This is a genomic window from Streptomyces sp. LUP30, from assembly GCF_001746365.1.
GTDB lineage: Bacteria > Actinomycetota > Actinomycetes > Streptomycetales > Streptomycetaceae > Streptomyces.
Map to the genome: position 1 here is coordinate 1 of NZ_MJAJ01000097.1, position 12,347 is coordinate 12,347.

Genomic DNA, 12,347 nt, shown 5'->3' on the forward strand with positions numbered 1-12,347 from the left:
GCGGCGCGCGCGCCGGGTGAGGGTCGCCGCGGGGGCGGCGGGGGTCGCGTCCCTGGCCGTGCTGGTCGTGCTGGTCGTGGGGTTGTCCTGGTCGGGGTCGTCCGAGGGGGGCGGGCGGGGGGAGCGGGGCGGCACGCGATCGGCGCCGGGCGGGGTCGTGGGCGCATCCGGCGCGCCGTCGCCCTCTCCGACCGGTTCCGCCGGTTCCGCGGGGGCGACCGTGTCCCCTTCTGCCGAGGAGCAGCCGTCCCCGGCGCTCACCACGGCCGAGGCGCCCCCGCCCGTCACGCCCTCCCGGACCGCCACGTCCGCGCCGGCGAGCGCCGCGTCCCCCGCTCCGGCGTCCCCGGTCGGGAAGGGCAAGGGGGGCCGGGGGCGGGGCAAGGGGGGCAGGTAGGCGGGTGCGGGCGCCCGTGCGGACGGAAAGCGGAAGACATCCCTCCGGCGGCTGAAAACCCACCCTTGTCCTCCCCTCCCGGCGCACTAACAATGCGCATGACAAAAGCAATGGGCGGCCGGAAGATCTCCGGTCGTCCTGTCATAAGAGGGGACCCCCACATGAGAAAGCCTCTCGTCGCCGCGTTCTTCGCCCTGGCCATCGCCGGGGCGGGTGCGGCGCCCGCGGTCGCCGCGCCGGTGAGCGCGCAGCCCGCGTCCTCGGCCGCGACCTCGGCCTCCGCCCTCTCGGCCAAGGCGGCCGGGACCGGGTCGGCCGCTCCCACGCTGCGGGCCGTCAACCTCGCCGGCACCGTCGCGCTCAGCAACTGCTCCGGGTCGGTCATCCGCTTCCCGAGCTCCCTGGACTCCGACCCGGCGCTGGTGCTCTCCAACGGGCACTGCCTGTCGACCGGCTTCCCCGAGCCGGGCGAGGTGCTCGTCAACCAGGCGTCCAGCCGCACCTTCGGCCTGCTCAACTCCGCCGGCACCAGGGTGGCGACGCTGCGCGCGAGCAAGCTGGCCTACGGGACGATGACCGACACGGACGTCTCGATCTACCAGCTCACCAGCACCTACGCGTCGATCAAGAGCGCGTACGGGATCTCCGCGCTGACCGTGCAGGACACCCACCCGGTCGCCGGGACCGCCATCACGGTGGCGTCCGGCTACTGGAAGCGGCTCTACAGCTGCAACGTCGACGGGTTCGTCTACCGGCTCAAGGAGGGCGACTGGACCTGGAAGGACTCGGTCCGGTACACCTCCGCCTGCCAGACCATCGGCGGCACCTCCGGCTCGCCCGTGATCGACCAGTCCACCGGCAAGGTCGTCGCCGTCAACAACACCGGCAACGAGGACGGCCAGCGCTGCACGGAGAACAACCCGTGCGAGGTCGACGCGAACGGCAACGTCACCGTCCGCGAGGGCATCAACTACGCCCAGGAGACCTACCTGATCCCGGCCTGCTTCACCACCGGCAACCAGCTCAGCCTGAACAAGAGCGGGTGCACCCTGCCCAAGCCGTAGGCCCGGGCGGCGGGGCGTTCCGTCACACGGGACTGCGACGGACCGCCCGCCCCGCCAGCACGTCCGTCCGCCGGCCGTCCTCGATCACGAAGCGGCCGTCGACCAGGACGTGCGGGATGCCCGTGGGCAGGGTGCGCGGCGACTCGTACGTCGAGCCCGCCGCCACCGTGCGCGGATCGAACAGCACCAGGTCGGCCCGGTACCCCTCGCGGACCAGGCCCCGGTCGGGCAGCCGGAGGCGGGCCGCCGGGCGGCCGGTCAGCCGGGCCACGCACTCCTCCAGGGTGAGGATCCCCAACTCCCGCGTGTAGTGGCCGAGATAGCGCGGGAAGGTGCCGTACGCGCGCGGGTGCGGCTTCGCGCCCGTCAGCACGCCGTCGGAACCACCGGTGTGGACGCGGTGGCGCATGATCGCGCGCACGTTCTCCTCGTGACCGACGTGCTGCAGGATCGTCGGGCCGAGTCCGTCGTCGATCAGCAGACGGCGCGCCGTCGTCCATGGGGCCTCGCCCAACCGGTCGGCCGACGCGCGGACCGTGCGGCCGACGAAGTCGCCCAGCGCCGGGTCCCTCACGCCCGAGATCTCCACCGTCTCCCAGTCCACCGGCACTCCGTGGCAGCCGTCCGCGCCGGTCACCTCCAGCTCGTGGCGGATGCGCTCGGCCGTCGCGTCGTCCGCCAGGCGGCGCAGGGTCTCGGCCGGACCGCCCTCGCTCGCCCAGCCGGGCAGCAGGGCCGCCAGCGTGGTGCAGCCGGGGGTGTAGGGGTAGGTGTCGAGGCTGATGTCGGCGCCCGAGTCGAGCGCCTCGTCCAGCAGTGCCAGCAGCTCCGGGGCCCGGCCCTCGTTCACTCCGAAGTTCATGGTGGCGTGGGCCAGATGGAGGGCGCAGCCCGCCTTCGCGGTCAGCTCCACCATCTCCGCGTACGCCTCCAGCGCGCCGGCGCCGTAACTGCGGTGGTGGGGGCAGTAGTAGCCGCCGTACCGCGCCACCACCGCGCACAGTTCGCCCAGTTCGGCGTTCTCGGCGTACATCCCCGGCGTGTACGTCAGCCCGGACGACAGGCCGACCGCGCCCTGCTCCAGGCCCTCCGCCACCAGCGCTCGCATCCGGTCCAGCTCCCGCGGTGCGGCCGGGCGGTCCTCCCAGCCGACGACGAGGGCGCGGACCGTGCCCTGGGGGACGAGGTAGGCCGCGTTGACGGCGATGCCCCGGCCGTCGAAGCCGTGGTCCAGCCGGTCCAGGTACTCGCCCACGGAACGCCAGTCGAAGTCGACGTCGTCGCCGGGGCCGTTCCAGCCGGTGATCGCCCGGCGCACCCCTTCGAGGGTGGGCTCGTCCACCGGTGCGTACGACAGGCCGTCCTGGCCGAGGACTTCGAGGGTCACGCCCTGCGCGGCCTTGGCGCTGTGGTCGGGGTCGCGCAGCAGGGCGAGGTCGCTGTGGGCGTGCATGTCGATGAAGCCGGGGGCGAGGACGAGCCCCTCGGCGTCCAGCTCCCGCACGGCCTTCGGGCGCTGACAGCCCGCGGCCGCGGCCTCCTTGACGATCGTGACGATCCTGCCGCCGTCGATCAGCACGTCCGCGCGATACGAGTCCGCGCCGCTGCCGTCGACGACGTCGGCGTCCCGGATGACGAGGTCTTCCATGATCGGCCTCCAGCTCGGGCGGTTCAGAAGAACGTGCGGATGTAGTCGACGACCGTGCCGTCCGCCTCGGCGAGCGGGATCAGCGGCCACTTGTCGAAGGACGTGCAGGGGTGCGACAGGCCCAGGCCGATCCAGTCGCCGACCTCGACGTCCGCCCCGGCGGCGGTGCGCAGCCAGGCGTGCTGGTCGGAGAGCGCGGTCACCGAGACGCCGGTGGCGGGGCGTTGCGTGCCGTCGCGGCGGATCGTCTGCGCGAGGGGCAGGCCGAGGTCGTAGGCCGCGTCGCGCTTGCCCGCGTTGACGAACGCCTGGTCGGGGGAGGGGCGCGAGACCACCTGGGTCCACAGCCGGAACGCGGGCTCCAGCGCACCCTCCTCGGGCACCCGGTTGAACGGCGTCAGCTCGCGGTAGTGCCCCTCGTCGTGCGAGACGTAGGCGCCCGAACGCAACAACTTCAGTACGGGCAGGGAGAGTTCGCCGATCCCGGCGAAGACGTCGGCGACCGCGTCGAACCAGGCGCTGCCGCCGGCGCTGACGACGATCTCCTCGGCGCCGGCGAACCGGCCCGCCTCGTCGAAGTCGGCGGCGAGGGCGGCCAGCCGCCGCAGCCAGGCGTGCACCCGCTCCGGGTCGGCCCCCGGGACCTCGCCCTCGTAGCCCGCGACCCCGACCAGCCGCAGGGCCGGCGCGGCGGCCACCGCGTCGGCGACCGCCGCGCACTCCCGTTCCGTGCGCACGCCGGTGCGCGCGCCGTCGCCGGCGGCCAGTTCGACCACGACGTCGAGGGGGCGGCGGGCGCCGCGCAGGGCCGCGTCCATCAGCTCGACGCCGCGCACGGAGTCGACATAGCAGACGAAGCGGAAGTCGTCGTCGGAGTCGAGGTCGGCGGAGATCCGGCGCAGCGCGGGCGGGTCCACCAGCTCGTTGGCCAGGAAGACCCGCTGGACGCCGTACGCCCGCGCCACCCACACCTGGTGCGGGACCGCCAGGGTGATGCCCCAGGCGCCGCGCTCGATCTGGCGCCGGAAGAGCTGCGGCGCCATGGACGTCTTGCCGTGCGGGGCGAAGGCGAGGCCGTGCCGGGTCGCGTACGTCTCCATGAGCGCGAGGTTGTGCTCCAGCCGCTCCGCCGACAGGGCCAGGACGGGGGTGGTGAATCCGCCGGTGAACAGGTTGCGGCGCTGGGCGGCCAACTCGGCGACGGTGAGGCCCTCGGCGTCCGGGGGGAGGCCCTTGAAGCGGTGGTCGACGCGTTCCTCGGCCAGCCGGGCGAGCGCCGCCAGTGCCTCGGTACTCATGGAACCTCCCTGATCAGGAGCGTTGCATCGTGTGCAACGTCCATTGCGTATGTCGCTTACCGCTGTCTAACATCTCGGCCAACGCGGGGTCAACGGAGCCTCCCCCAGCCTTCGGCCGGGGGACCCCCGTCCCGCTTGGCCCGCCCGCACCAGCACAGGAGCCACGACGATCGTGACCGCCACCGGACCCGGCGACGCCCCCGACGTCGTGGACGTCGTCGCGCTGGGCGAGTCCATGGTCGCGCTCCTGCCCTCCCGCCCCGGCCGCCTCGCCGACGTGCCCTCCTTCGAACGGGGCATCGGCGGCGCGGAGTCCAACGTCGTCTGCGCCCTGGCGGCGGCCGGACACCCGGCGCGCTGGGTCAGCCGGGTCGGTGCGGACGGCTTCGGCGACCACCTCGTGCAGACCGTCGGCTCCTTCGGCGTCGACGTCGGCTCCGTGCGCAGGGACCCGCAGCGCCCGACCGGGGTCTACTTCCGCACCGCCGGCGACCGGGCCGGCGACGAGCACGAGGTCGCCTACTACCGCGCCGGGTCCGCCGCCTCCGCGATGTCCGCCGACACCGTCGACCTCGACGCCGTGCGGGCCGGTCGCGTACTGCACCTCACGGGGATCACCGCGGCCCTCTCCGCGGACTGCCTCGGCCTGCTGCGCGAACTCACCGCCCCCCGGCCCGGCCGCCCCCTCGTCTCCTTCGACGTCAACCACCGCCCCCGCTTGTGGACGGACGGCAACAGCCCCCGTGTCCTGCTCGACCTGGCGCGCGGAGCCGACCTGGTGTTCGTCGGCGAGGACGAGGCGGCCGACGTGTGGGGGCTGGACGGCGTCGACGCCGTACGGGCAGCGCTGCCCGGCCCCGCCGTGCTCGTCGTCAAACAAGGAGCGCGCGGCGCCACCGTCTTCGACCGGGGAAGCGTCCTGCACGCCCCCGCCCCGAGGGTCGACGTCGTCGCCGCCGTCGGCGCGGGGGACGCCTTCGCCGCCGGGTTCCTCTCCGCCACCCTGCGCGGGCTGCCCCTGCGCGACCGGCTCCGGCACGGGCACCTCATGGCCGCCGCCGCCCTCACCGTCCCCGGCGACCTCGCCACGCCTCCGTCCCGCGACCACGCCGACCGGCTCGCCGCCCTCGACGACACCGCGTGGGGGAGACTTCGACTCGGTCCGGGCTGGACGCAAGCCCCGGCCGCACCGGAGGAGGCACACACCCCATGAGCCAGACCGTCGACCGCGCCCTGAGCATCCTGCCCCTGCTCGCCGAGGGCCCCGCCGACCTCGGACAGGTCGCCGACCGCCTCGGCGTGCACAAGTCGACGGCGCTGCGGCTGCTGCGCACCCTCCACGAACACGGTCTCGTCTACCGCCAGTCCGACCAGCGCTACCGCCTCGGCGCCCGCCTCTTCGCCCTCGCCCAGGAGGCGATGGAGAACCTCGACGTCCGCGAGATCGCCCACCCCCACCTCGCCCGCCTCAACGAGAGCTGCGGCCACACGGTCCACCTCGCCGTCTACGAGGAGGGCGAGGTCCTCTACATCGACAAGGTGGAGAGCCGCTACCCGGTGCGCATGTACTCGCGGATCGGCCGGCCCGTCGCCATCACCGTCGCCGCCGTCGCCAAGCTGCTCCTCGCCGACCTGCCCGAGCCCGAGCGGCGGGCCGTCGCCGAGAAGCTCGACTACCCCCTGTACACGGCCCGCTCGACGCCCAACGCCCCCGCGTTCCTGCGGGAACTGGAGAAGGTGCGCGAACAGGGCTGGGCCACCGACCTCGGCGGCCACGAGGAGTCCATCAACTGCGTCGCCGCGCCGATCCGGGGCGCCGACGGACGGGTGGTCGCCGCGATGTCCGTCTCCGCGCCCAACGTCGTCGTCACCGCCGACGAACTCCTCACCCTGCTCCCGCTGGTGCGCCGCGCGGCGGACGCCGTCAGCGGCGAGTACTCCGGCAGAAACCCGATCACGCACACCGCAAAGGAATGAACGCCGCATGACCGACAAGACCGCGCTCACCCCCAGCACGCACACCACCCCGCCCGCGAAGTTCTCGCACGGTGTGAGGAAGGGCAACATCCTGCAGGTGGCGGGCCAGGTCGGCTTCCTCCCCGCCGAGCCGGGCAAGGCCCCGGCCCCCGCCGGGCCCACCCTGCGCGAGCAGACCCTGCAGACCCTCGCCAACGTCGAGGCGATCCTGCGGGAGGGCGGGGCGAGCTGGGACGACGTGATGATGATCCGCGTCTACCTGACCGACACCGGGCACTTCGCCGAGTTCAACGAGCTCTACGACGGCTACTTCGAGGCGCAGGCCCTCACCGCCGCGCCCGCCGCCCGCACCACCGTCTACGTCGGCCTGCCGGCGGGCCTCCTGATCGAGATCGACGCGCTCGCCGTCCTCGGCTGACAGCTGCTCCAACGGCAACTGCTCCACCGACAGCTGCTCGGCTGACGCCCGCCTCTCACCGACACCCCCTCTGCCTGACACCCGTCTCTCCCCGTACCCGGTACGGCTGCACGGCACGGCGCCCCCGTCCCAAGGGTGCGCCGTGCCGCGATCCCCCCTGCCCGAAAGCCCGATGCACCCACCCAGAGGACCCCCATGTCCCCCTCGTTCACGGCGGCCGCCCCCGCCGAGGCCCCGCCCCACACCGGCGGGCTGCTCCTGCTGATCGACGGCACCGCAGGCCTCCTGACGGTCGCCGCCCTCGGCATCGCCCTCCTCCTCTACCTGATCATCAAGGTCAGACTCCAGCCCTTCGTGGCCCTCCTGGCCGTCTCCATAGCCGTCGGCCTGCTGGCCGGCCTGTCCGTGACCGAGCTCTTCGGCACCGTTCAGCGCTCGGACGCCGTCTCCACCGTCGAGTCCGGCATGGGCGGCATCCTCGGCCATGTCGCGATCATCATCGGCCTGGGCACGATGCTCGGCGCGGTCCTCGAAGTCAGCGGCGGCGCCGAGGTGTTGGCGTCCCGGCTGCTCGGCCTGTTCGGCGAGCGGCGCGCCCCCCTCGCCATGGGGCTGACCGGCCTGATCTTCGGCATCCCGGTCTTCTTCGACGTCGGCATCTTCGTGCTCGCCCCGATCGTCTACGCGGCCGCCAAGCGGGGCGGGAAGTCGATCCTGCTGTACTGCCTGCCGCTGCTCGCCGGTCTGTCGATGACCCACGCGTTCCTGCCGCCGCACCCCGGCCCGGTCGCGGCCGCCGGACTGCTCCACGTCGACCTCGGCTGGGTCATCCTCATGGGCGTCGTCTGCGGCGTCCCGGCCGTTCTCGCCGCCTGGGCGTACGCGGCGTGGGTCGGCCGGCGCATCTTCGTGGCCGTGCCGCAGGACATGGTCGAGGCGGCGGCGGAGGCGAAGCGGGCCGTCGTCGAGGAGCAGCGGGCCCAGGGCGTGGCGCCGCGCGAGGACCCGGTGCCGCTCGGCACGGTCGTCGGGATCATCGGCACGCCGCTGGTGCTGATCCTCGCCGCCACGTTCTCCTCGATCGCCCTGGACCCCTCCACGGGACGCTCGGTGATCGAGTTCTTCGGCAGCCCGTTCGTGGCGCTGACCATCGCCCTGCTGCTCGCCTACTACCTGCTGGGCATCCGGCGCGGCTGGTCCCGCAAGTCGCTGGAGACGGTCTCGACTGCCTCGCTCAAGCCGGTCGGCAACATCCTGCTGGTCGTCGGCGCGGGCGGGGTCTTCGGCGCCGTCCTCAAGGCGAGCGGGGTGGCCCAGGCGCTCTCGGACACCTTCAACGACGTCGGCCTGCCGGTGATCGTGCTCTCCTACCTGATCTCGGTGGTGCTGCGGGTCGCGCAGGGTTCGGCGACGGTGGCGATCGTGACGACGGCGGGGATCGTGGCGCCGCTGCTCGCCGAGGGCGACCACTCGCAGGCCTTCGTGGCCCTCGTCATCATGGCCGTCTCGGCGGGCTCGATCTTCGCCAGCCATGTCAACGACGGCGGATTCTGGATGGTGGCCAAGTACTTCGGCATCAGCGAGCGCGACACCCTCCGGACGTGGACCGTGCTGGAGACGGTGCTCTCGGTGGCCGGGTTCGCGATGGCGGCCGTATTGAGCCTCTTCGTCTAGGTCTCGCCCGGGTCCGGGTGCGCGACTCCCGTAACGAAGTAGGGGCTGGCTGTGTCCGGCACAGGATCTTCGACCATACTGCCCGCTGTGGAGCAGCGCATAGGTTCGAGCAGCCAGCCCCTGGAGGGCGCCGGGTTCGACCCGGCATTCATCCCCGGGCTCACGTCGCCCGCGACCGCGAAGCCGGCGGACGGTGCCCCGGCCGAGGACGAGGTCGTCGACACCGGGGAGGTGACCGAGGACGCGAACGCCGCGAACGCCGAGGACGCGAAGGGTGCGGAGCCCGTCGTCGGGGAGCCCGCCGTCGAGGAGGCGGAGTCGGAGGAAGAGCCCGCCGACGGACCCGTCTTCGAGGCCTCCGACCGCCGTGCCCGGTTCACCGCCGACGCGCGGGGTGTTCGCCTCCGTCTCGACGAGGAGGCGTGCGAGTTCCGCTGGGACGAGATCGCCGCGATCGAGACGGAGTCGCCGCGGTTCGGCAAGCGGTTCACCATCACGGTGCACACCCCTGACCGCCGCTGGTACCCGATCGAGATCGAGGCGACGGCCAGGTCGCGCTTCGAGGAGTGGGAGGGCCGGCTGGACGCGGTCCTCGACGCCTACTTCGAAGAAGGCGACGCCGAGGACGCGGACGCAGCGCAGCCCGCGCCCGAGGAAGCCGACGCCGACGCCGAGGTCAAGGACGCCGAGGCGAAGGACGCCGACGTCAAGGACGCCGACTAGTCAGCCGCAGTACTGGCTCTGCTTCCCGATGGACCGGTACATGCAGTCCGCGTTCTCGAGAAGCTGCAGCACGGCGTCCCGGTTGCGGGAGGTCTCCCGCTCGATGACCTCGTCGGGCGGGTAGAACCCGCCTCCCGCACCGGACGTCGGATACATCTCGAAGGTGTACGAGAAGATCTTCTGCGTGCCCCAGAGATAGTCGTCGATCGAGCCGTCCGTGATGTACAGATCGCTCGACTGCTCGGCCGTGTACCCGTTGCTCGCGGCCATCTTCTGCCCGACGGCCTTGAACGCGGCGTTGTCGTCCGCGGTCATCCCCGTCGCCGTGTCGGAGTAGGTGTACCCGAACGGCCACAGCACCAGCTCGCTGTAGGTGTGGAAGTCGATGCCCGCGGTGATCTGCTGCTTGCCGCCCACCACCCGGCTGCGCACGAAGTCGGCGACCACCTTCACCTCGGGCGCGGACTCGCCGGACGCGCCCCGGTAGGTCTCGGAGGACGTGGACCCCGAAGAGCCGCCGCAGCAGCCCCACTTGAAGTTCCAGTTCCGGTTGAGGTCCGTGCCGACGTACGAGGAACCGGAGTTGGGCTGCCGGTTCTTGCGCCAGGAGCGGTAGGAGCCGGTGGCGACGTCGTACTCGCCGCCGTCCGGGTTGAGGTCGGGGACGATCCAGATCTCGCGGCTGTCGACCATGTTCGTCACCCGCGGGTCCGAGCCGTAGCCGGCGCCCAGCTCACGGATCAGGTACAGCGCCATCTCCACGGTGAGGTGCTCGCGGGCGTGCTGGTGGTGGGTGAACAGCACCTCCGGCTCGGCCTCGTCGACGCCCACGTTGTCGCTGATCTTGACGGCCACGATGTCCCGGCCCTGGTACGACTTGCCGATCACGCGCTTGCTCATGATGCCCGGATAGGCGGCGATGCGCTGGTCGATCTCCGCCGTCATCTCGGCGTAGTTGTGGTACTTGGCGTCGGCGGACGGGAAGTCGAAGAGCCGCTTCCCGCCCTGCGCGGCCCGGTCCGGCGCCGAGCCCAGCGCGGTGACCTCGTACCCCTGCGAGCGCAGCGCGCGGATCTGCTCCGCGCGGCCGGAGACCACCACCGTCTCCTCGTCGGTTTCGTCGACGCTGACGCCGGACGCGGCGATCGCGGTGCGCAGCTGGGGGGTGCTGTGTCTCACGTGGATCTCGTACTGCCGGACGTCGTCGGCGGACGGCGCGGTCCTCGGGGCGCCGCCCGCCGCCGCGTCGGTGACCGTCGCCGACAGGGGCGCCGCGAGGGCGAGGGCCAGCAGGGCGGCGAGGGCGGCGGTCCGCCGGCCGCCGCGGGCGCTTGCGACGCCGGCGCCTGAACCGCGAATGCGAAGTCGCATGAACTCTCCTTGTGGGGAGTCGGGTCGTGGGGGGCTGTGCGTTTGCCGTGTGCGGCGGTGCGGTGCCGCTCATCGTCAATCCATGGCATGGACAGGTCAAGGGACGACAAAGCGCCGATGGCCGGAACCATGCGAAAAACGGCGCATGACCGGCCGCGAAGTGTAATTGCGCCCGCACCCGTCGAAAGCGATCACACGCGCGGGCCGGGTGGGCACATCGGGTGGAGATCGCGTACGCCCTCTTGCCGCATCGGCGCCTTTGGGCTTTCTTGACCTTCATGGCGGACACCACGGAACCCCCCACGGGCAACTCCACGACCACCGGGACTCCATCCGGACGTGCCGACAACCCCACGCCCCACAGGCCCAGTTGGAAGCACATCGGCCCCGGCATCGTGGTCGCGGCGACCGGCGTCGGCGCAGGCGACCTCGTGGCCACGCTCATCGCCGGCAGCAACTTCGGCTACACCCTGCTCTGGGCGGCGATCGTCGGCTGTCTGGTCAAGATCTCCCTCGCCGAGGCGGCCGGCCGCTGGCATCTCGCCACCGGCCGCACCCTCTTCGACGGCTGGGCGAGCCTGGGCCGCTGGACGACCTGGTTCTTCGTCGTCTACGTGGTCGTCTGGGGCTTCGTCTACGGCGCGGCGGCGATGTCGTCGAGCGCGCTGCCGCTCCAGGCGCTGTTCCCGCAGGTGATGGACCTGGAGTGGTGGGCCATCGCCTGCGGGCTGGTGGGCCTGGTGTTCGTCTGGTTCAACAAGTACGCCGTCTTCGAGAAGGTCATGACGGTCCTGGTGGGCGTCATGTTCGTGGTGACGGTGTATCTGGCGATCCGCGTCACCCCCCACCTCGGCGAGGCCTTCGCGGGCCTGCTGCCGGTCCTGCCGGACGAGAAGGACTCCGTCCTCAACACCCTCGGTCTCATCGGCGGCGTCGGCGGCACCATCACCCTCGCCGCGTACGGCTACTGGGTCAACGCCAAGGGCTGGACCGACGCGGGGTGGATGAGGGTCATGCGGCTCGACAACCGGGTCGCGTACCTCACCACCGGCGTGTTCGTCGTCGCCATGCTCTTCGTCGGAGCGGAGCTGCTGCACTCGGCGAACGTGGCGATCGCGAGCGGCGACAAGGGCCTTGTCCAGCTGAGCGACATCCTGGAGGCGCGGTACGGGTCCGCGACGGCCAAGTTCTTCCTGATCGGCTTCTTCGCCACCTCCTTCACCTCGCTCATCGGCGTCTGGCACGGAGTGAGCCTGATGTTCGCCGACTTCGTGGCCCGCTCCCGCGGCCGGGTCGACACCACCGGCACGGAGGTCGCCTCCGGCCGCCGGGAGCGGTCCTGGCCCTTCCGGGCGTACCTGCTGTGGCTGACCTTCCCGCCGATCGTGCTGCTCTTCCAGGGGCAGCCGTTCCGCCTGATCATCCTGTACGGCGTGTTGGGGGCGGCCTTCCTGCCCTTCCTGGCGGGGACGCTGCTGTGGTTGCTGAACTCCTCCCGCACGCCCGGACCGTGGCGCAACGGGCTTCTGAGCAACGGAATGCTGGTGCTGGCGGGACTGCTGTTCCTGGTGCTGTGCGTGAAGCAGATCGCGGACCAGCCGTGGGGGGACTTCTTCTGAGCGCGGGCGCGAGCTCGGGCAGGACGGCGACGCCGAGCCCGGCGCCCACCAGACCGACCACCGCCGGATAGTCGTCGGTCGCGAAGTCGATGCGGGGCGTGAAGCCCGCCCGCTCGCACACCTGCACCAGCTGGCCGCGGCAGCGCGGGCAGCCGGCG

At 72.2% G+C, this 12,347-nt stretch carries 10 protein-coding genes and 2 pseudogenes; 7 read left to right on the plus strand and 5 right to left on the minus strand.

Annotated features, from left to right (window positions below; genetic code table 11):
• Positions 1-363, minus strand: a pseudogene (locus BG482_RS39340) (hypothetical protein); the annotation flags it as partial.
• Between the two features lie 195 nt (positions 364-558).
• On the opposite strand from BG482_RS39340, the gene BG482_RS39345 reads away from it, so the two are divergent.
• Positions 559-1,461 carry a serine protease gene (locus BG482_RS39345; RefSeq protein WP_069774019.1) on the plus strand — a complete coding sequence of 301 codons (903 nt, stop codon included), beginning with the start codon at positions 559-561 and terminating at the stop codon, positions 1,459-1,461.
• A gap of 22 nt (positions 1,462-1,483) precedes the next feature.
• On the opposite strand, the gene BG482_RS39350 is transcribed toward BG482_RS39345, so the two are convergent.
• Positions 1,484-3,109 (minus strand): amidohydrolase family protein, encoded by a 1,626-nt coding sequence (locus BG482_RS39350; RefSeq protein WP_069774020.1) that lies wholly within the window; start codon positions 3,107-3,109, stop codon positions 1,484-1,486.
• A gap of 23 nt (positions 3,110-3,132) precedes the next feature.
• Positions 3,133-4,407, minus strand: coding sequence for an amino acid deaminase (locus BG482_RS39355; RefSeq protein ID WP_069774021.1), 1,275 nt, complete (start codon positions 4,405-4,407; stop codon positions 3,133-3,135).
• A gap of 172 nt (positions 4,408-4,579) precedes the next feature.
• Between BG482_RS39355 and BG482_RS39360 the strand changes: the two genes are divergently transcribed.
• The 5 genes from BG482_RS39360 to BG482_RS39380 all read left to right on the plus strand — a co-directional run bounded on the left by BG482_RS39360 (position 4,580) and on the right by BG482_RS39380 (position 9,199).
• Positions 4,580-5,620, plus strand: coding sequence for a sugar kinase (locus tag BG482_RS39360; RefSeq protein WP_069774022.1), 1,041 nt, complete (start codon positions 4,580-4,582; stop codon positions 5,618-5,620).
• The gene (locus BG482_RS39365) at positions 5,617-6,384 is read left to right on the plus strand and encodes an IclR family transcriptional regulator (RefSeq protein WP_069774023.1); all 768 of its coding nucleotides are present in this window, start codon (positions 5,617-5,619) and stop codon (positions 6,382-6,384) included. Before BG482_RS39360 ends, BG482_RS39365 begins: the two co-directional genes overlap by 4 nt.
• 7 nt (positions 6,385-6,391) lie before the next feature.
• Positions 6,392-6,802, plus strand: a complete 411-nt coding sequence (locus BG482_RS39370; RefSeq protein WP_069774024.1) for a RidA family protein — start codon at positions 6,392-6,394, stop codon at positions 6,800-6,802.
• A 195-nt stretch (positions 6,803-6,997) separates the two neighbouring features.
• Positions 6,998-8,476, plus strand: coding sequence for a GntP family permease (locus BG482_RS39375; RefSeq protein ID WP_069774025.1), 1,479 nt, complete (start codon positions 6,998-7,000; stop codon positions 8,474-8,476).
• A gap of 87 nt (positions 8,477-8,563) precedes the next feature.
• Positions 8,564-9,199, plus strand: coding sequence for a hypothetical protein (locus BG482_RS39380; RefSeq protein WP_069774026.1), 636 nt, complete (start codon positions 8,564-8,566; stop codon positions 9,197-9,199).
• Here the strand turns inward: BG482_RS39380 and BG482_RS39385 are convergent, their stop codons facing one another.
• Entirely contained in the window at positions 9,200-10,570 is a 1,371-nt protein-coding gene (locus tag BG482_RS39385; RefSeq protein WP_069774027.1) for a M14 family metallopeptidase, read from the minus strand.
• Positions 10,571-10,848: 278 nt separating this feature from the next.
• On the opposite strand from BG482_RS39385, the pseudogene BG482_RS39390 reads away from it, so the two are divergent.
• Positions 10,849-12,033, plus strand: a pseudogene (locus BG482_RS39390) (Nramp family divalent metal transporter); the annotation flags it as partial.
• Here BG482_RS39390 and BG482_RS46375 read toward each other — a convergent pair.
• Positions 11,990-12,347 (minus strand): LysR substrate-binding domain-containing protein (locus BG482_RS46375; protein ID WP_370745954.1); only part of this gene is annotated, 358 nt, incomplete at its 5' end. The pseudogene BG482_RS39390 and the gene BG482_RS46375 overlap by 44 nt on opposite strands.

Excerpts from the sequence above, each read along its gene's own strand:
- BG482_RS39345 (WP_069774019.1), top strand. The coding sequence starts at position 559 with ATGAGAAAGCCTCTCGTCGCCGCGTTCTTCGCCCTGGCCATCGCCGGG.
- BG482_RS39350 (WP_069774020.1), bottom strand. The coding sequence starts at position 3,109 with ATGGAAGACCTCGTCATCCGGGACGCCGACGTCGTCGACGGCAGCGGC.
- BG482_RS39355 (WP_069774021.1), bottom strand. The coding sequence starts at position 4,407 with ATGAGTACCGAGGCACTGGCGGCGCTCGCCCGGCTGGCCGAGGAACGC.
- BG482_RS39365 (WP_069774023.1), top strand. The coding sequence starts at position 5,617 with ATGAGCCAGACCGTCGACCGCGCCCTGAGCATCCTGCCCCTGCTCGCC.
- BG482_RS39370 (WP_069774024.1), top strand. The coding sequence starts at position 6,392 with ATGACCGACAAGACCGCGCTCACCCCCAGCACGCACACCACCCCGCCC.
- BG482_RS39375 (WP_069774025.1), top strand. The coding sequence starts at position 6,998 with ATGTCCCCCTCGTTCACGGCGGCCGCCCCCGCCGAGGCCCCGCCCCAC.
- BG482_RS39385 (WP_069774027.1), bottom strand. The coding sequence starts at position 10,570 with ATGCGACTTCGCATTCGCGGTTCAGGCGCCGGCGTCGCAAGCGCCCGC.